This is a genomic window from Neisseria montereyensis, from assembly GCF_024834045.1.
GTDB classification, from domain to species: domain Bacteria; phylum Pseudomonadota; class Gammaproteobacteria; order Burkholderiales; family Neisseriaceae; genus Neisseria; species Neisseria montereyensis.
Genome location: NZ_JANUXW010000002.1, coordinates 320,756 through 339,082, shown reverse-complemented (window position 1 = coordinate 339,082; position 18,327 = coordinate 320,756). Strand labels below are relative to the sequence as shown.

Below are 18,327 nucleotides of genomic sequence, written 5' to 3'. Positions count from 1 at the left end.
TTTTTAATCCAGCTGGTATTATGCCTGCTTTTACGCCGAATGAATATAGTCTTATATTGAATAATGAATATTGTGATTAAATAAACAATAATGATTTTGAATAAAAATTGAATTTTAAGCCATTAAAAAATGAAAAAATGAGGCCGTCTGAAACATTCGGTCGGCCTCATAGTATTAAATTAATGCATACCCATAATTAACGGGTAAATGAAAAATGCCTGCTGCGTTTATTACTACAAGATGCGGCCAACCGCACCGGCATACCGGTTTGCCCCGTTGTCTCCAAACATCTGCCATTTAATTTACTGCGTATAGTTTGACCTTCACGATACCATTGTTGCGCCGCACTGGGAACACATTGCTGCACCGATAATCTACGCCCTTTATTCTTACCGGTTCCGCTGGTTGTAAGGCACATACCTTCAATACGAATATCATTGCCCGATATGGCAAACCGTTGGCTGCTTTTATCATCACAATTTGCCGTAATGATTTGTTTACGTTTGCCGTCTAATTGAAGACATTTACCTGTCGCCGTTTGAATATGATAACCAGCAGAGGATGCAGCTTGAACAGTTTTAGCCGATGGCTTTGATTGATTGACGCCTGAAGCACAACCAACAAGAACAAATGCCGGAAAAAGCAAGAAAACAGCTGACGTTTTCATAATCACTCCTTTTCTTTTAAATAATCATTTGGTTTTGTATCAATAAACCAGTTTTAGAATCCACATACTACCCGACACTATTAGGGTGTTTTAATTAACGACGACGTCGGTTTCGATTGTATCTATGTTGGTAAACAGGTACTACCGGCTGTGCTTCCTGATAAATAACCGTTGTTCCCGGAGGAGCGTTAATGGTAATGTTTTTATGAGTGGTTGTTTGCGACTGAACCGGCAAATCGACAACAGCTATTCGTCCGTCCGGTGTCTCTGCATAAAAACAACCGCCCAATAGCAGTAGATTTACCATAAAAAATATACTTTTCATTATTATTTCTCTCAAGCGGTATAAAAAACAAGCAAACGGCAATAAAATAAATTTTATATATTCATATAGTTATTTATTATAAAAATTCTATATAAATATTTATAATAGCATTTTCTTTACAGACTTAGTGCCTTATTTCCCAACATTGATGAATTTTTTTATTACGGAAATCTTCGGGTACCGATTGCTTGGAAATATCTTTTACCGCAAACTTATCCATCAATTCGGCATCTAATTCAAAACTGCGCAAATTATTAGAAAAAAACATTAAGCCGTCTGAAGCCAGCAACCGCATCGCACCATCTATCAATTTACCGTGATCCCGCTGAATATCTAAAATATCCAGCATTTTCTTACTATTGGAAAAACTCGGCGGATCCATCACAATCAAATCAAACTGTTTGCCTTCCGAATAGGCCGTCTGAAGATATTGGAACACGTCGGCACGAATAATTTCGTGTTTAGTTTCATCAATATGATTCAATGCAAAATTACGCCGCGCCCAATCTAAATAGGTATTCGACAAATCCACCGTTTCACTACTCACCGCACCGCCTGTTGCCGCATATACGGTAAAGCTGCCGGTATAAGCAAACAGGTTTAAAAAACACTTACCATCTGCTATTTCACCAACCTTTCGACGTGTATTTCTATGATCGAGAAAAAGGCCTGTATCCAAATATTTATCTAAATTAATCCAAAACTTCCGGCCATTTTCAGTAACCGTAAAATCCGCTCCCGCTTTGCCCGTTTTCAAATATTGCTTTGTGCCTTTTTGGCGCTCGCGGCGTTTGAAATGGATATGATCAGGCGGGAAACCGGTCACAAAAGAAATAGCTTCCAATACTTCTGCCAACCATGCTTCATATTCTTCAGGCTGCATCTGCCAACCGGTATCATATTCCTGCAAATGGATATGACTGCCATATACATCGATAGCAAAAGGGAATTGCGGAATATCACGATCATACATACGCCATGCTTCTATATTCTGGCGGCGCGCCCATTTCAGATAGTGTTTGATATTTTTGCCCAACCGGTTGGCAAAAGAAGTAATGTCGGTCATATTCAGCTTTCAGACGGCCTTGCGGCTTATTTTTTCAATGTAAATAGAAAAATACTTTGCAATAGATAAGATAATTTTACCGTAAAGCCTGATTCTTTACTTTGATAAAAATATTTTTTATATATTTCAAATATTTAATATTAAAATTTCATACCACATAGAAACGCGGTCTATCAATAATCGCTATCACCCCAACATTTTTATTAATTGAAATTTAAGCTATAATAACGAACTATATATCTGTTTTCCTATACATCAAATGCAACTTACCGCAGTCGGTCTCAACCATCAAACCGCTCCCCTCAGCATACGCGAAAAGCTGGCGTTTCCCGCCGACGGCCTTCCGAATGCCGTGAGCGCATTGGTTGACGGCCGGAATGTTCAAGAAGCAGTCATTCTTTCCACCTGTAACCGTACAGAAGTTTACGGCGTCGGTGATGCTGAAAATATTATCCAATGGCTTGCCGATTACCATAAACTGAATGTGGAAGAAATCCGCCCGTATCTCTATACACTCGACAGCCATGACGCCGTACGCCATGCTTTCCGTGTTGCCTGCGGTTTGGATTCTATGGTTTTGGGCGAACCGCAGATTCTCGGCCAAATTAAAGATGCCGTACGCATTGCACAAGAACAGCATACGGTAGATACTTGGCTAAATGCTTTGTTTCAAAAAACTTTTGCAGTAGCGAAAGAAGTGCGTACCGGAACGGCGGTTGGTGAAAACTCTGTTTCTATGGCGGCCGCATCCGTTAAGATGGCGGAACAGATTTTCCCCTCTATTGCCGATTTAAACGTTTTATTTATCGGTGCCGGCGAAATGATTGAATTGGTTGCAACCTATTTTGCCGCCAAAAACCCCCGCCTTATCGGTGTTGCCAACCGTACCTTACCGCGTGCACAGGAGCTATGTGAAAAACTTAGTGTGAATGCGGAACCGCATCTTTTATCGGAATTACCCGATATCCTTTACGAATATGATGTGGTTGTTTCTTCCACGGCCAGCCAATTGCCCCTTGTTGGAAAAGGCATGGTAGAACGTGCACTCAAACAACGCCAAAATATGCCGGTATTCATGCTTGATTTAGCTGTTCCTCGCGATATTGAAGCGGAAGTGGCAGACTTGAACGATGCCTATCTTTATAGCGTAGATGATATTGCCAATATTGTACAAAGCGGCCAACAAGCGCGTAAAAAAGCGGCTATTGAAGCGGAAACAATGGTTGAGCAAAAAGTTTCCGAGTTTGAAGAATGGCAACGCAGCCGGCAAAGTGTTCCGCTCATCCGTGCTTTACGCGATGAAGGTGAACGGGCCCGCCGTTATGTTCTGGAAAATGCCATGAAGCAATTGGCCAAAGGTGCGCCGCCGGAAGAAGTATTGGAACGTTTGTCGGTTCAACTCACCAATAAGCTATTACACTCGCCAACACGAACACTCAATAAAGCCGGTGCAAAAAGCAGTGAATTAGTAGATGCCGTTGCACAAATATACGCTTTGGAACAACCCAAACAAAATAAATAATAACGCGCCACGCTGCCACATACCACCTACATAAATGAAAATAATAAAGCCGTCTGAAAGTTTTCAGACGGCTTTATTATTAATTTTCCGACACCAGTAGCTTATTGATCAACGAATGCACGTTCAATCAAATAATCACCACGTTGCCCCATTTTCGGAGAAACGGTTAAGCCAAACTCATTCAATACTTCACTGGTGTCTTTCAACATGGCCGGGCTACCGCACAACATGGCACGGTCATGTTCGGGATTCATCATCGGCATGCCGATATCTTCAAACAATTTACCACTGCGCATCAAATCGGTAATATGGCCGCGATGAATAAATTCTTCACGCGAAACCACCGGATAATAAATCAATTTTTCTTTAACAATTTCACCCAAATATTCATGCTCAGGCAACTCTTTGGTAAAACGGTCGTAATAAGCCAAATCGGTTTTATAACGCACACCGTGCACTAAAATCACTTTTTCAAACTGCTCATACACATCCGGATCTTTGGTAATGCTCAAGAAAGGGGCGATACCGGTGCCGGTAGACAATAAATACAGATTCTTACCCGGATTCAAATCACCGCAAATCAAAGTACCGGTAGGCTTTTTACTGATCAATACTTCGTCGCCTACTTTCAAGTGCTGCAAACGGCTGGTCAAAGGACCGTCTTGTACTTTAATACTAAAGAACTCCAAATGCTCTTCCCAGTTGGCACTGGCAACACTATATGCACGCATCAATGGTTTGCCGTCTACCATCAAACCAACCATTACAAATTGGCCGTTTTCAAAGCGTAGCGACTCATCGCGGGTACAGGTGAAAGTGAAATAAGCGTCTGTCCAGTGGTGTACGGATAAAACTTTCTGAGTATTAAATGCTGCCATTATCGGTTCCTAACATAATTGGAAATAGAAAGGCCGTCTGAACAAGCAGAAAGCCGTCTGAAAACATAAATCAGGTGGCCGCTGCCGTTGCTGCACGGTCGGGATCTTCCTGATCAAAAGCAAATTGTAACTTGTGTAAATCAGCATAGCGGCCGCCTTTTGCTATCAATTCAGCATGAGTGCCCTGCTCGATAATACGCCCTTCATGCATCACCACGATATTATCGGCTTTTTCTATGGTGGAAAGACGGTGTGCAATCACAATAGTGGTGCGGTTCTGCATCAAGTTTTCCAATGCGGCCTGTACCAAACGTTCGGATTCGCTGTCCAAAGCACTGGTTGCCTCATCCAAAATCAATACCGGTGCATCTTTTAAAATCGCCCGCGCAATCGCCAAACGCTGACGTTGGCCACCGGATAGTTTCAAACCGTTTTCACCGATTTCCGTTTGCAGGCCCTCTGGCATATCTTGGATAAAAGACCAGGCATTGGCCGCTTTGGCCGCCCGGATAATATCGGCTTCACTGGCCTTATTCATTTGGCCATATGCAATATTACTGGCAACCGTTCCGTTAAACAGCACGACATCCTGACTCACCAAAGCCATCTGCTCTCGCAGGCTTTCCAGTGTAAATTCACGTATATCGGTGCCGCCGATAAGAATTTCCCCTTCGATCGGGTCGAAAAAACGGGGTAACATATTGGCCAAGGTGGTTTTGCCACTACCGGACGCACCCACTAATGCCACCACTTTACCCATCGGTACAGTCAGATTGATGCCGTTGAGACTGTTGCGCTCGGCACCCTCATACCGATACATAATATTGTGAAACTCAATGTTTGCCGGAGCTTCTGTTAACACTTGCAGGCCACTGTTGGTTTCTTCCGCCTCATCTAAAAAATCGAATACACTTTCCGCTGCGGCCAAACCACGTTGAAGCGACTGCACTACTCCGGTCATCCTTCGCAGAGGGTCAAACAACATCATCATGCTGGATAAAAACGCCATAAAATCACCGGCACTGAATCCGGAAGATCTTGCCTGCCCTGCGGCCACATATATAATCAGCGCCAATGCAACCGAAACCATGAGTTGGGTAAAACCCGTACCGATGGCACTGGCTGAGGCCTGTTTAACACTGTTTCGGCGAACATTGGTAGAAGTGGTTTGAAAACGTGTGGTTTCATACTGTTTACCACCGTAAACTTTCACCACCCGCACACCATTGACACTCTCATTAAGCACCTGCATCATTTTCCCCAGATAAGTCTGGTTTGCTTGTGAGAGATGGCGCAAACGGCGGCTGACAAAATGGATACTCACCGCCAATATGGGCAGGATAATAAATGTAATCAGCGTCAGCTTCCAATCCAAATAAAACAACAGGCCGAGCAAGCCTATAACGCTGACACCGTCTTTGGCAATCACCGTAATCACATTAAAACCGGCTTCGGTAATCAACCCTGCATCGTTTAAAATACGCGACAAAATCCGCCCGCTGCTATGGTGGCTGAAATAGTTTGAAGGCAGATGCATCATTTTTTCAAACATTTCACTGCGGATACGGTGTACCAGATGACCGGAAAGGTAGGTTGTACTGTATTCGTTTATAAAGTTAAATATACCGCGAACCAAAAACAAACCGATAATCGCTAAAGGCAGCCAAACCATCTTCTGCATGTTTTTATCAACAAAGCCTTCATTGATCAAAGGTTTGAGCAGATAGCCGAATGCCGGCATCGTTGCGGCTACAATCAACATAGACACAACGGCAGCTATAAAAATTTTTAAATAATCTTTAAGATAGCCGAATAAACGCTTATAGAGCGTCCAATTCGTTTTATCTCGTGATGGGTTTTGCATATCACTCCGCCAATGGGCGCAAACTTGCGATTGTAAACAAAAATACTTCTCATCACAACGTTTACAGAAGATAACAAACCATCGAAGGCCGTCTGAATAATATTTCAGACGGCCTTCGATATCTTTTATTTGTCTAAGGTTTCACGGATAATCATTTTAACAATATCCGCATTATGCGGCACCACTTCAACCCGCTGCGGCAAGGTTTCGAGATTTTCCAAAGCAGCCGGACGGGGGATATTCACATCACCGACCGCTTCCTTGATGGTATCTTCAAACTTAGCCGCCAATGCCGTTTCCAAACAAACAATGACTTCATCCTGCTGACGTACTTCACGGGCAACTTTGACACCATCCGCCGTATGCGGGTCGATTAATTCATGATCCGTACCATACACTTCGGCAATCATTTGCAAACGGTCGGTATGCAGGCTTTTGCCGGACACAAAACCATATTGCGCCTGTATTTTTTCCAACGACAGACTTAAATCAAAACCGTTACCGGCAGCCACTTCCGCCCATAACACCTGAATCTGGTCGGCATCTCTTTCGGTAACATCAAAAATAAAACGCTCGAAATTAGAAGCTTTGGAAATATCCATCGACGGGCTAGACGTAACCATCGTGTGCTCGGCTGTACGCGGGCGATAAATACCCGTTTTAAAAAACTCGTCTAATACATCGTTTTCATTGGTTGCCACAATCAGGCGGTGAATAGGCAGACCCATCATCCGTGCGATATGGCCGGCACAAACATTACCGAAATTACCGCTGGGCACGCAGAAACTGATTTTCTGTTCATTGTTTTCCGTCGCACGGAAATAACCGGCAAAGTAATACACCACTTGCGCCACAATGCGCCCCCAGTTGATGGAATTCACGGTGCCGATATGGTATTGCTCTTTAAAAGACATATCACTCTGCACGGCTTTAACAATATCCTGACAGTCGTCAAACATGCCTTTTACCGCGATATTGTGAATATTGTCATCTTGCAGGCTATACATCTGCGCGCGCTGGAACGCACTCATTTTGCCTTCGGGTGACAGCATAAACACATGAATGCCTTTTTTGCCGCGTAAAGCATATTCGGCCGCCGAACCGGTATCACCGCTGGTGGCACCGAGAATATTCAACTGTTTACCTTCTTTATCCAACACATATTCAAACATATTACCCAAAAACTGCATCGCCATATCTTTAAAGGCCAAAGTCGGACCGTTGGACAGGGCTTGGATTTTAAGGCCGTCTGAAAGTGTGCGCACCGGCGTAACATCGGCACTGCCGAATACTTCGGCGGTATAAGTACGGTTGATAATATCGCGTAAATCATCGGCCGGAATATCGCTGATAAACAGGCTCATAATTTCAAAGGCCAACTCCGGATAACTCAGGCCGCGCCATTGCGCCAAGGTTTCCCCGCTGATTTGCGGATAGCTTTCCGGCAACATCAAACCGCCGTCGGGTGCCAATCCCATCAATAAAACTTCACTAAATGTTTTATGTGCGGTCGCGCCGCGTGTGCTGATATATTTCATGGTTATTTTTCTTAATGCTTATAAGTTGTTCAAATCATATTTTCAGACGGCCTGTTGTCAACACAGGCCGTCTGAAAAAAAATCAATTAAATAAACGCTTCACGCAAGCATTCACGGTTTTTGACGTTACCGACGCGACTGCCTGCGGACGGGTGGCCGGATTCAATGCCTGCAATAATTCGTTGGCGGTTACCTGATTAGGTACTTCTTCACTGGCACACCCGCAAATTTTATTTTCCCAGTCCCGCTGCTGTTCTGCCGACATGGCCAAAGCAGCCAAACGCCATTCGTTGCGGTTATTCAGCTCGGTACGGCATTGGTTGTCAACCGCCGCTTTAATCAGCGACTGCCCCATTCCGCCGGCGCCCGTATTCAAGCCGCCATCGGCCGCACATGCTGCTAATAATAACGCTAAAGCGGCTACTGTTATTTTTTTCATATTCTATTTCATCCTTTAATAAACGCAATAAAAACGTATCTGTTCAGTGTTCAGTATATTGTTACCCTGCTGTTGCCCATATCCGCAGGCCGTCTGAAAATAAACGGATATTATTGTACAACATCATGCCGCTACTGACACATTATTGATAATAAACTTCGTTGGTCTTACGCTCAAAACAAAAACATCATATCCTACAATACAATATATACCAATGATTCATTCACTATATAATATAAGCCGTCTGAAACGAAAGCTGCCGCCATGCCTGATTTGTTTACCCGCGAACCCGATGCCCCACTGGCCGAACGCCTGCGCCCCCACACGCTTGACGAAGTGGTCGGACAACAGCATTTAATCGGTGCCGGCAAACCGCTGCGTGTCGCCGTTGACGGTGGCAAACCCCATTCTATGCTGTTGTGGGGGCCGCCGGGTGTGGGTAAAACCACTTTGGCGAGAATTCTTGCCCAAAGTTTCAATGCCCAATTCCTGCCCGTTTCCGCCGTTTTTTCCGGTGTCAAAGATATTCGCGAAGCCATCGATAAAGCGCAAATAGCCTTGCAACAAGGTCGCGCCACGATTTTATTTGTCGATGAAGTCCACCGTTTCAACAAAGCGCAACAAGATGCGTTCTTACCCTATGTGGAAAGCGGCCTGCTTACCTTTATCGGTGCCACCACCGAGAACCCCTCGTTTGAAGTCAATCCCGCCCTACTCAGCCGCGCCCAAGTTTATGTTTTACAACCCTTAAGCAACGAAGACCTAAAAACGCTGATAAACAAAGTATTCGCCCTACCAGAATACAACGGCTTCAGCCTGACCGATGACGCGCAAACACTACTTATCAATACCGCCGACGGCGATGCCCGCCGCCTGCTAAACCTGCTTGAACAATTATTGCGTGCGGCCGACACCCAAAACACAAAAACACTTACCCCCGAATTTTTAGCCGAAAGCCTAGGCACCCAAATCCGCCGTTTCGATAAGGGCGGCGAAAGTTTTTATAACCAGATTTCCGCGCTGCACACATCCGTTCGCGGCTCCCACCCCAATGCCGCCTTATACTGGCTCTGCCGCATGCTCGATGGCGGTGCCGATCCGCATTACCTTTCCCGCCGTATCGTGCGCATGGCTTGGGAAGACATCGGCTTGGCCGACCCCCGCGCCATGCAAATCGCCAATGATGCCGCCACCACATACGAACGCCTCGGTTCACCCGAAGGCGAGCTGGCACTCGCCCAAGCCGTGCTGTATCTGGCTGCGGCCGCAAAATCCAATGCCGGATACCGTGCCTATAACGAAATGCGTGCATTCGTTAAAGAACACGCCAGCGACGAAGTACCCGTACATTTACGCAACGCACCCACCAAACTCATGAAAGAATTGGGCTATGGCAAAGCCTATCGCTATGCCCATGACGAGCCCAACGCCTATGCCGCCGGCGAAACCTATATGCCGGACGGCCTGCCCGAACCCGATTTTTACCGGCCCGTTCCACGCGGTTTGGAAATCAAAATCGGCGAAAAACTGGCATGGCTGAAGCAGCTTGATGATGAATCGTCAACATCTTAAATCACAATAGGCCGTCTGAAAGATTTTCAGACGGCCTCATAGATTATATTCACCATTCAACACTTTAAAATGATTTCAATAAAATATCCCAATCTATTCGGTCTTGCCAAACCACGCACGGCAAACTAAAGTAATCATATTCCCAACATTCCACCAATCAACCGATATGTTATTTATCTTATCCCCCGCCAAAAACCTCAACGAAAAAGACCCCGCACCTGTTTCCGAATACACCCTCCCCGATTTACTCGATCAGGCGGAAAAACTGATGGAAGAAGTGCGTTTATTATCGCCGCAACAGCTTGCCGAGCTTATGCACGTTTCCGATAAAATCGCCCTGCTCAATGCTGAACGCAATACTGTTTGGCATACGCCTTTCACACCGGAAAACGCTAAACAGGCGGTTTATATGTTTAACGGCGACGTTTACGAAGGCTTGGATGCGCCCTCATTAAACCAGCAGGCCGTGAACTACCTACAAACCCATGTACGCCTGCTTTCCGGCCTGTACGGTCTGCTCCGCCCGCTGGATCTGATGCAGCCCTACCGCTTGGAAATGGGTACTGCCTTTGCCAATGCCCGCGGTAAAAACCTGTATGAATTTTGGGATAACCGCATTACCGACCTGCTGAATAAAACCTTAGCCGACTTAGGGGACAACACCCTAATCAATCTTGCTTCCCAAGAATATTTTAAAGCCGTCCGCCCCAATAAACTCAATGCCCGTTTGATTACCCCTATCTTCAAAGATGAAAAAAACGGCAAATATAAAATCATCAGCTTCTATGCCAAAAGAGCGCGCGGTTTGATGGTGCGTTATGCTGCCGAACACAATATTAGCGAGGCCGAACAGCTCAAAGATTTTGATTATGAAGGTTATGCGTTTAATGATGCGGCATCCAATAAAAACGAATGGGTATTTTTACGCCAAGAACAATCCAAATAAAAACAAAAAATTAATCTGCCAATCTGCTAAAAAGCTTGGCAATCGGCCATTTTTCCGTTACTATCCCCGCTTTCAAGAAACGGAAGCGTGGCAGAGCGGTTTAATGCAACGGTCTTGAAAACCGTCGAGGGTTGATAGCCCTCCGTGAGTTCGAATCTCACCGCTTCCGCCAATCTTGATTGCTGTTATTTTATGTTATGGAAGCGTGGCAGAGCGGTTTAATGCAACGGTCTTGAAAACCGTCGAGGGTTGATAGCCCTCCGTGAGTTCGAATCTCACCGCTTCCGCCAGACAATAAAAAATCCCAAGAAATCATATCTTGGGATTTTTTATTGTCTGGCCAAAATTTTCCTGTATTCCTGTATCCTGTATTCCTGTAAAAGATAACTGAGTTTTCATATAAGCAATCCGGTTACCTTTTATGAAGCCGCTAAAGAAAAATTTCTTTAGCGGCTTCATCCAAACAATCTAATATATTGAATTACTTTCTCAAGATCTTAGCGTTTCAGGAGCTTCAGGTGAAACCAAACGTGTTAATGGAGTGCCTGTTAAGTCGATATCACCAAAACGCGGATGTTTATTATTCCAATCGGCGACACCTTTTCTTAAAGACTCCGGATTATCACTGATAAAGTTCCACCAGAATATTGTTTTATGAGGCAAAGGCTCGCCACCGATTAAAATAATATGCGAACCGGCTTCAGCCTCAATACGAATCACATCGCCAGCTTGGGTTTCGCTGAAGACCAATAACTCTTCAGGAGTAACTTGCTCATCATTACCGTTAACCTGCCCTTTAATCACGAAAATGCCATATTCCCAACCTGCTTCAAGAGGCACTTCAATGGTTTTGGCATCATTAAAAGTCATATCTACACCGACTAACGGGCTATGCTGTTTCGTAGGTGCGGTATGGCCGTCAAAGGTACCCGTTGTCACAATATAATCAACGCCGTCTTTGCTCCATTGTGGTAATTCCTCATAATGATTGAAGCCCGGCTCAATTTCTTTATTTAGCGGCAAAGCAATCCAAAATTGCACCGCATGCATAGATTTTTCACCTTCTACAGATTGTTCGGTATGGCTGATGCCCCGATTGTCACCCGTACCGGCAGTCATCAGGCTAACCTGCTTAGGTGATACCATCTGACGGTTACCCAAACTATCTCTATGCCACTGGTGACCGTCTAACATCCAAGTGAAAGTTTGCAGATTGATATGCGGGTGCGCGCCTACTTGCATACCGGCATCGTCCGGGCCGAATTCGGCAGGGCCGATATGGTCAAGAAAGCACCAAGCCCCAACGGTGCGACGGCTTCTCTGCGGCAATAAGCGATTAACCGGAATGCCGCCGACATCTTTCACATGGGCAGTAAATTTCTCAATATTCATGATTTGAATTCCTTATTATTTATTATTAATCGTTAATTAAAAACATTAACCCGTTATTAGATTTAAAGGCCGTCTGAAACATTCAGACGGCCTCTGAACATTATCCTAATGGATAGATGAAAGTACAATCTTTAATCCGGCTTTTTTACACGGCCCAGCAAGAGCAGCCTAAAGCACCGAAAAATCCTTGCAAATCGGATACCGGCGCATTAGATGCCCAAGCACGGGCATGGTCATGGCCATGTAAACCGCAGGCATTTGAGCAACCACAAGAAGCAATCGCTTGTTGGCGCATCGGAGCCAATGAGTTTTTACCTGCGCCTTTAGGGTCACCCCAAGCGGCATAGCCACGGTATTTATTCACCGGAGACCAATCAGGCATAGCCGGTGGCAACGGTGTATCGAAATCGGCAAAGATGCCTGCGCCGTAAACAATACGACCGCCGACAACGGTTAAATCCGAAGTCATGAAAGGAATTTCATCTTCCGGAACAGTGAAGAAGTCTTTATTCGGCACAATCATATCTGCCAAATGTCCCACTTCAATGCGACCGCGGCTACCTTCTTCATTGGAGAACCAAGTAACATTCTCGGTCCACATGCGCAAAGCAGTTTCACGGTCAAGCAAATTGGCTTGCGGATAAAGCTTCATACCACCTACGGTTTTACCGCTAATCAACCATGCCAATGATACCCACGGATTGTAGGAAGCTACACGCGTCGCATCCGTACCTGCAGAAACTTTCACACCACTATCTAACATGCGTTTGATAGGCGGCGTATGTTCTGCAGCAGCGGCACCATAGCGCTCGGCAAAATATTCACCCTGATAAGCCATACGGTGTTGTACAGCAATACCACCACCTAATTCGGCAATACGGTCAATATTTTTTTGTGTAATCGTTTCAGCATGGTCAAAGAACCAATGAATACCATCAAGCGGAATATCACGGTTTACTTTTTCAAATACATCTAATGCTCGACTGATGGTTTCATCATAAGTCGCATGTAAACGCCACGGCCATTTGTTTTGAGCAAGAATACGGACAACTTCTTCAAGATCTCCTTCCATTTCAGGCGGCATTTCAGGACGCGGTTGACGGAAATCTTCAAAGTCGGCCGCAGAGTACACCAACATTTCACCGGCACCGTTATGTCTGAAATAATCATCGCCTTGTTTATATTTAACCGAAGAGGTCCAATTCAGAAAATCTTCTTTTTCTTCTTTCGGTTTTTGTGTAAACAAGTTATAAGCGATGCGCACGGTTAATTGATTTTCATCGGCTAGTTTTTGGATAACCTCATAATCATCCGGATAGTTTTGAGAACCACCACCTGCATCAATAATACCGGTTACACCCAAGCGGTTTAACTCCCGCATAAAATGACGGGTTGAATTCACCTGATAGTCAAACGGCAGTTTCGGGCCTTTAGCCAAAGTTGCATATAAAATACCTGCATTAGGTTTGGCCAACAATAAACCGATGGGATTACCGTTACTATCACGTTTTATTTCACCCCCCGGAGGCTCTGGGGTATCTTTAGTGTAGCCGACCACACGCAAAGCCGCAGCATTTAATAAGGCACGATCATACAAATGGAGGATAAAAACCGGTGTATCCGGAGCAATCGCATTAATTTCTTCCAATGTAGGCAACCGTTTCTCAATAAACTGATGCTCGGTAAAACCGCCTACAACACGAACCCATTGCGGTGCAGGTGTAATATCCACTTGTGCTTTGAGCATAGCCATTGCATCCGCCAAAGAACGTACACCATCCCAACGCAATTCCATATTGTAGTTAAGGCCGCCACGGATAACGTGTGTATGGTTATCAAACAAACCGGGTAAAACGCTGCGTCCTTGCAGGTTTACAATACGCGTTGCATCTCCAGCCAAGGACAAAACATCCTGATCATTGCCAACGGCAGTAAAACGACCGTCTTTAATAGCAACTGCAGTGGCAGTAGGCTGACCGCGGTTTAATGTTGTAATATCGGCATTGTGAAAAATAATATCAGGCGCTGTCATAAATATTCCTTTCTAGTCTGAACGACTTTCAATGATGGTTAGCGGCCATGGTTAAATAACTTATACCAATATATATGACACCACAGCCCCTAGCGGCCTATTATTCATAACATAATAAGCAAAAAGCCCAATCCTGCTTATATTCAGGGTTTTTCAGCAGACTGTGCTTTATTTTGATCTTGATTTTGATCTACCGTAGTTTCACTTACCACAGCAGCAGTCTCTTGTCGGGAAAACAATTGTTTCGCAAAAGGAACTGCTTGTTCGCCAATCAACATGCCTAACAGACCTATCAATGCCACTACTGGAGGAGCGGGTGAACGTACGTTCAATAATCCGTAAAGTATGCCTGCCAATATACCGACAGCCAGTGAAACCAAATAGAGTTTCATAATCTATCCTACTCATTGAAATGTGTAATATTCAAATTTTTTTAATACAAATTAAATTACAAACCACAATATTACAGGTTAGTAATATTAAAAACATAAACTTTATTGAAAAATAAACCCAACTGCTCATTCAACTTTATATATGTAAGTTAAATCATGCCAAGTTGGGTTTATTGTTATACGCTAATTTTTACAGCTTATTTATTGGCAGGATTCGGACCAATCCGTTCTCCATGTTGTACACGTTCCGGTGCTTTATGTACCATAGTGTAAGCATAATCCACGCCCATACCATAGGCACCTGAATGCTCTCTTACAACATCCATTACTGCATCGTAAGTATCTTTACGCGCCCAGTCACGTTGCCATTCGAGCAATACTTGTTGCCAAGTAACAGGAACGATACCTGCTTGAACCATGCGATCCATAGCATATTTGTGTGCATCTACAGAAGTACCACCGGATGCATCGGCAACCATGTAAATTTCATAGTCCCCTTCCAATGCTGCGCATAATGCAAAAGAAAGATTACATACTTCAGTCCACAACCCGGCAACAACTACTTTTTTACGGCCGTTTTTTGCCAAGGCATCACGCACGTTTTGATCATCCCAAGAGTTCATGGAAGTACGCTCAAGAATTTTGTTTTCTGGGAATACAGCCAATAATTCAGGGTAAGTATGACCTGAGAACCCTTCTGTTTCTACAGTAGTAATAGTGGTCGGAATATTGAAAATCTTAGCGGATTTAGCCAATGCAACCACATTGTTTTTCAGTACTTGACGATCGATAGATTGAACACCAAATGCCATTTGAGGTTGATGATCAATGATAATTAACTGGCTGTTTTCTGGTGTTAAAAGCTCTAAATATTTGTTTGACATTACAAACTCCTTAAATGATGTGAGCATAAGGATTAAAAGCAGAAACAGCAATAATCATGTAAAGATCAGTAATCTCTTATACATATATTATTGCTGTTCTGGCCGGGCTGCCTTATGTCAGCCCTAATATATAAAATTACAAGTATAAAAGATTACAGGCCATAAACTTTCAGGCGTTCTTCTACAGGGGCAAATGCTTTTTCACCTGCAGGAGCATCAATACCACCGAATACTAATTGTGCACGCAATGTCCAGTTTGCAGGAACATTCCAAGCTTTAGCCACTTCTTCATCAATGATCGGATTGTAGTGTTGTAAGTTACCGCCGATATTGGCAGCGGCCAATGTAGACCATACGGCATATTGGTGCATGGCATTGGTATGCTCGGCCCAAATCGGGAAGTTAGCAGCATAAGCAGCAAATTGTTCTTGCAAGCTTTCAACAACGTTTTTATCTTCGAAGAACAATACGCTACCGGCAGCAGCTTTAAACATATTCAATTTATCTTCAGTAGGTTTGAAGCTTTCAGCAGGTACGATTTTACGCAATTCTGAAATAGCAATGTCCCATAATTTTTCATGTTCTGCGCCAAACAATACAACAACGCGGGTTGATTGTGAGTTGAAAGCAGAAGGTGTGTGTTTTACTGCATGCTCAATTACTTGAGCAACTTCTTGTTTGCTTACAGGCAAGTTTTTGTTCAAAGCATAAACAGAGCGACGAGTTTCTGCAGCTTGTTGTAAAGTTTGTACTAAAGACATTTTTGTTTCCTTTGTTTCAGTTGTTACAGGTTGAGTAGAATTTTGTCCGAGATTTTTTTCAGACGGCTTAAAAATTCGGCTTAAAAATTTTAACATTTTATTTCATATTCCTATTGGTTAGTTCAATTGGTTAATATTAGCTTTAATATCCATCGGTACATCCATTAGCAAAATTTCTGCATCACCCACTGCTTTTACATCGAAACCATCTATATCCCATAGGCCTAAGCCATCACGTTCACTTAAAGGCATTCCACCAACTTTGGCTTTTCCTTTTATTATAAAAATATAAACACCATTGCCTTTGCGTTTCACATCATAGCGCCTTTGGGTGCCGTCTGAAAATTTGGCTAATGAAAACCAAGCATTTTGATGTATCCATACGCCTTCATCATCTTCATTCGGCGATAAAATCTGTTGAAACTCATTTGGTTTTGCTTTATCAGCAACAGTGATTTGTTGATACCGAGGCTTAACGCTATTTTTGCGAGGCAACAACCATATCTGCAACAATTTTACAGCACTATCCGGATTAGCATTCATCTCACTATGAACAACACCGGTTCCTGCTGACATAACCTGTACATCACCATTTTTAATAATACTACCATTCCCCATACTGTCTTTATGCATCAAATCACCAGCAAGAGGAATGGAAACAATTTCCATATCACGATGCGGATGTGCACCAAATCCTTGACCGCCTTCAATGAAATCATCATTTATCACGCGAAGCACACCAAAACTCATGCGTTCAGGATTGTAATAATCAGCAAAACTGAAAGTGTGTGCACTTTTAAGCCAACCGTGATTAGCAAACCCTCGAGAACCTGCCGGATGGTAGACTGCTTGCATGATATTTCCTATCTATTATATTTTGTATTTTTTATAAGCTATTTAGATGAAGCTTTAAAAGTAATCCAAGCGATTAACCATAGATAGCATTATAAGTAAGTTTCATAACCCGTCAAAGCACAAACACGAAAAGCAGTATCAACACAAAAGAAAGAATAGCCGTAAAATTTAATCAATTATAAAGTATAAATTAAAACAAGTAACTACCTTAAGCTAAATAAGGTAGTTACGATTTTTTATAAATCAGAATGTAAATCAATCCAAACAAAAATCTAACTAAGAAAATAATAACACTTTAACACTAAATCCAATAGAAAGAAGAAATTTTTAGCATGTAAACCAGATAGAAATACTTCTTAAATTAGAATTTAATATATTAAATAAACAGTTAGGATATCAAACACCCCTTAATAAAATAGTGTACACCATCCTATGCAACTGAAATAGGAGCACACCACCCTAGTTTCAAGAGAAATCTAACGTGCAAACAGTAACCACGCCACTTTATTGGCAGTTTCCAAATCTAAAGCAAATGTTTTTTGTTCGTGACCATGTGCACTTTGCCAAGTATTCAACTGTTCAGAGCAAGAAAAGAAATGCATCAGATTACAGCAACTGCATGACCAATTATGGTTATTTTCCAAATCCGTATGCAATACATGAATATCATTACCGCCCTCTAACACATCAATACGCCCCGCATGCATAGCAAGCACAATTTTCTCACCGCATGACTCACATTCGCTTTCAATACGGATATCTTCACCAAAAGCATAATGAAACCCTAAAGCATCAATCGCACACATAGCATAAGCTTCACGACCATCAGCAAAAATAACCCGTTTATTCGTCGCCAATCCTGAAACCGGATAAGCAGCAACCACTGCATCACCGGCCAATGCCAATATATTACGCTCGGCTAAATTTTGCAGTATTTCCCGATTAGGCGCATCGGCCAGCGGATAAGCATTACGGCTGGCGATCATAGCCTGCATCACGTTTTCCCTTATCGTATTTTCTTCCAATGACAAGCGTGCGACCATAGGACGTGTAAAATAATCACGAATAGAAATGGCTTGTTGCATTATACCCTCCAAAAAATGTAATGTTATAACAATACGCTTATAACAATATTACTACTATATTTCATCCAGGTATATCATCATTACCAACATTATTTATGCCGACTATTTA

At 43.3% G+C, this 18,327-nt stretch carries 17 protein-coding genes and 2 tRNA genes; 5 read left to right on the top strand and 14 right to left on the bottom strand.

The genetic code is table 11. The features are described 5' to 3' along the window. Window positions 1-196 precede the first annotated feature (196 nt). The 3 genes from NXS09_RS03900 to NXS09_RS03890 form a co-directional block, all read right to left on the bottom strand. Window positions 197-667 carry an RICIN domain-containing protein gene (locus NXS09_RS03900; protein WP_259291238.1) on the bottom strand — a complete coding sequence of 157 codons (471 nt, stop codon included), beginning with the start codon at window positions 665-667 and terminating at the stop codon, window positions 197-199. 94 nt (window positions 668-761) lie between these two features. Further along, window positions 762-992: a hypothetical protein gene (locus NXS09_RS03895; protein ID WP_259291237.1), complete on the bottom strand. Its 231-nt coding sequence runs from the start codon at window positions 990-992 to the stop codon at window positions 762-764. Between the two features lie 124 nt (window positions 993-1,116). Beyond that, complete coding sequence (locus NXS09_RS03890) at window positions 1,117-2,058, bottom strand: class I SAM-dependent methyltransferase (protein WP_259291236.1); 942 nt, start codon at window positions 2,056-2,058, stop codon at window positions 1,117-1,119. A gap of 259 nt (window positions 2,059-2,317) precedes the next feature. Between NXS09_RS03890 and hemA the strand changes: the two genes are divergently transcribed. Then, window positions 2,318-3,580 (top strand): glutamyl-tRNA reductase, encoded by a 1,263-nt coding sequence (hemA, locus tag NXS09_RS03885; protein WP_259291235.1) that lies wholly within the window; start codon window positions 2,318-2,320, stop codon window positions 3,578-3,580. A 101-nt stretch (window positions 3,581-3,681) separates the two neighbouring features. Here hemA and NXS09_RS03880 read toward each other — a convergent pair whose 3' ends face one another. From NXS09_RS03880 to NXS09_RS03865, 4 genes are all read right to left on the bottom strand, one after another. Next, the gene (locus NXS09_RS03880; RefSeq protein ID WP_259291234.1) at window positions 3,682-4,458 is read right to left on the bottom strand and encodes a ferredoxin--NADP reductase; all 777 of its coding nucleotides are present in this window, start codon (window positions 4,456-4,458) and stop codon (window positions 3,682-3,684) included. A gap of 70 nt (window positions 4,459-4,528) precedes the next feature. Further along, window positions 4,529-6,322 carry a lipid A export permease/ATP-binding protein MsbA gene (gene msbA / locus NXS09_RS03875; RefSeq protein WP_259291233.1) on the bottom strand — a complete coding sequence of 598 codons (1,794 nt, stop codon included), beginning with the start codon at window positions 6,320-6,322 and terminating at the stop codon, window positions 4,529-4,531. Window positions 6,323-6,447: 125 nt separating this feature from the next. Further along, on the bottom strand, window positions 6,448-7,860 hold the full coding sequence (gene thrC, locus NXS09_RS03870) for a threonine synthase (RefSeq protein ID WP_259291232.1): 1,413 nt from the start codon (window positions 7,858-7,860) through the stop codon (window positions 6,448-6,450). A gap of 82 nt (window positions 7,861-7,942) precedes the next feature. Then, window positions 7,943-8,299, bottom strand: coding sequence for a hypothetical protein (locus NXS09_RS03865; protein WP_259291231.1), 357 nt, complete (start codon window positions 8,297-8,299; stop codon window positions 7,943-7,945). A 264-nt stretch (window positions 8,300-8,563) separates the two neighbouring features. Here NXS09_RS03865 and NXS09_RS03860 point away from each other — a divergent pair, with 264 nt between their 5' ends. The 4 genes from NXS09_RS03860 to NXS09_RS03845 all read left to right on the top strand — a co-directional run bounded on the left by NXS09_RS03860 (window position 8,564) and on the right by NXS09_RS03845 (window position 11,107). Next, window positions 8,564-9,871 carry a replication-associated recombination protein A gene (locus NXS09_RS03860; protein WP_259291230.1) on the top strand — a complete coding sequence of 436 codons (1,308 nt, stop codon included), beginning with the start codon at window positions 8,564-8,566 and terminating at the stop codon, window positions 9,869-9,871. Between the two features lie 166 nt (window positions 9,872-10,037). Then, on the top strand, window positions 10,038-10,817 hold the full coding sequence (gene yaaA, locus NXS09_RS03855) for a peroxide stress protein YaaA (protein WP_259291229.1): 780 nt from the start codon (window positions 10,038-10,040) through the stop codon (window positions 10,815-10,817). Between the two features lie 81 nt (window positions 10,818-10,898). Continuing rightward, window positions 10,899-10,989, top strand: a tRNA-Ser gene (locus NXS09_RS03850). Between the two features lie 27 nt (window positions 10,990-11,016). Then, window positions 11,017-11,107 (top strand) — tRNA-Ser (locus tag NXS09_RS03845). Window positions 11,108-11,306: 199 nt separating this feature from the next. On the opposite strand, the gene NXS09_RS03840 is transcribed toward NXS09_RS03845, so the two are convergent. The 7 genes from NXS09_RS03840 to NXS09_RS03810 all read right to left on the bottom strand — a co-directional run bounded on the left by NXS09_RS03840 (window position 11,307) and on the right by NXS09_RS03810 (window position 18,218). Continuing rightward, window positions 11,307-12,209, bottom strand: a complete 903-nt coding sequence (locus NXS09_RS03840; protein WP_259291228.1) for a pirin family protein — start codon at window positions 12,207-12,209, stop codon at window positions 11,307-11,309. A gap of 145 nt (window positions 12,210-12,354) precedes the next feature. Next, the gene (locus tag NXS09_RS03835; RefSeq protein WP_259291227.1) at window positions 12,355-14,241 is read right to left on the bottom strand and encodes an amidohydrolase; all 1,887 of its coding nucleotides are present in this window, start codon (window positions 14,239-14,241) and stop codon (window positions 12,355-12,357) included. Between the two features lie 143 nt (window positions 14,242-14,384). Beyond that, on the bottom strand, window positions 14,385-14,633 hold the full coding sequence (locus NXS09_RS03830) for a XapX domain-containing protein (protein ID WP_259291226.1): 249 nt from the start codon (window positions 14,631-14,633) through the stop codon (window positions 14,385-14,387). 197 nt (window positions 14,634-14,830) lie between these two features. Next, the gene (locus tag NXS09_RS03825) at window positions 14,831-15,517 is read right to left on the bottom strand and encodes a hydrolase (RefSeq protein WP_259291225.1); all 687 of its coding nucleotides are present in this window, start codon (window positions 15,515-15,517) and stop codon (window positions 14,831-14,833) included. A gap of 152 nt (window positions 15,518-15,669) precedes the next feature. Continuing rightward, on the bottom strand, window positions 15,670-16,278 hold the full coding sequence (locus NXS09_RS03820) for a nitroreductase family protein (RefSeq protein WP_259291224.1): 609 nt from the start codon (window positions 16,276-16,278) through the stop codon (window positions 15,670-15,672). 117 nt (window positions 16,279-16,395) lie between these two features. Continuing rightward, complete coding sequence (locus NXS09_RS03815; protein ID WP_259291223.1) at window positions 16,396-17,133, bottom strand: pirin family protein; 738 nt, start codon at window positions 17,131-17,133, stop codon at window positions 16,396-16,398. A 476-nt stretch (window positions 17,134-17,609) separates the two neighbouring features. Next, entirely contained in the window at window positions 17,610-18,218 is a 609-nt protein-coding gene (locus NXS09_RS03810; protein ID WP_259291222.1) for an alkylmercury lyase family protein, read from the bottom strand. Window positions 18,219-18,327 lie beyond the last annotated feature (109 nt).

Coding starts and splice junctions, on each gene's coding strand:
- NXS09_RS03900 (WP_259291238.1), bottom strand. CDS start 667: ATGAAAACGTCAGCTGTTTTCTTGCTTTTTCCGGCATTTGTTCTTGTT.
- NXS09_RS03895 (WP_259291237.1), bottom strand. CDS start 992: ATGAAAAGTATATTTTTTATGGTAAATCTACTGCTATTGGGCGGTTGT.
- NXS09_RS03890 (WP_259291236.1), bottom strand. CDS start 2,058: ATGACCGACATTACTTCTTTTGCCAACCGGTTGGGCAAAAATATCAAA.
- hemA (WP_259291235.1), top strand. CDS start 2,318: ATGCAACTTACCGCAGTCGGTCTCAACCATCAAACCGCTCCCCTCAGC.
- NXS09_RS03880 (WP_259291234.1), bottom strand. CDS start 4,458: ATGGCAGCATTTAATACTCAGAAAGTTTTATCCGTACACCACTGGACA.
- msbA (WP_259291233.1), bottom strand. CDS start 6,322: ATGCAAAACCCATCACGAGATAAAACGAATTGGACGCTCTATAAGCGT.
- thrC (WP_259291232.1), bottom strand. CDS start 7,860: ATGAAATATATCAGCACACGCGGCGCGACCGCACATAAAACATTTAGT.
- NXS09_RS03865 (WP_259291231.1), bottom strand. CDS start 8,299: ATGAAAAAAATAACAGTAGCCGCTTTAGCGTTATTATTAGCAGCATGT.
- NXS09_RS03860 (WP_259291230.1), top strand. CDS start 8,564: ATGCCTGATTTGTTTACCCGCGAACCCGATGCCCCACTGGCCGAACGC.
- yaaA (WP_259291229.1), top strand. CDS start 10,038: ATGTTATTTATCTTATCCCCCGCCAAAAACCTCAACGAAAAAGACCCC.
- NXS09_RS03840 (WP_259291228.1), bottom strand. CDS start 12,209: ATGAATATTGAGAAATTTACTGCCCATGTGAAAGATGTCGGCGGCATT.
- NXS09_RS03835 (WP_259291227.1), bottom strand. CDS start 14,241: ATGACAGCGCCTGATATTATTTTTCACAATGCCGATATTACAACATTA.
- NXS09_RS03830 (WP_259291226.1), bottom strand. CDS start 14,633: ATGAAACTCTATTTGGTTTCACTGGCTGTCGGTATATTGGCAGGCATA.
- NXS09_RS03825 (WP_259291225.1), bottom strand. CDS start 15,517: ATGTCAAACAAATATTTAGAGCTTTTAACACCAGAAAACAGCCAGTTA.
- NXS09_RS03820 (WP_259291224.1), bottom strand. CDS start 16,278: ATGTCTTTAGTACAAACTTTACAACAAGCTGCAGAAACTCGTCGCTCT.
- NXS09_RS03815 (WP_259291223.1), bottom strand. CDS start 17,133: ATGCAAGCAGTCTACCATCCGGCAGGTTCTCGAGGGTTTGCTAATCAC.
- NXS09_RS03810 (WP_259291222.1), bottom strand. CDS start 18,218: ATGCAACAAGCCATTTCTATTCGTGATTATTTTACACGTCCTATGGTC.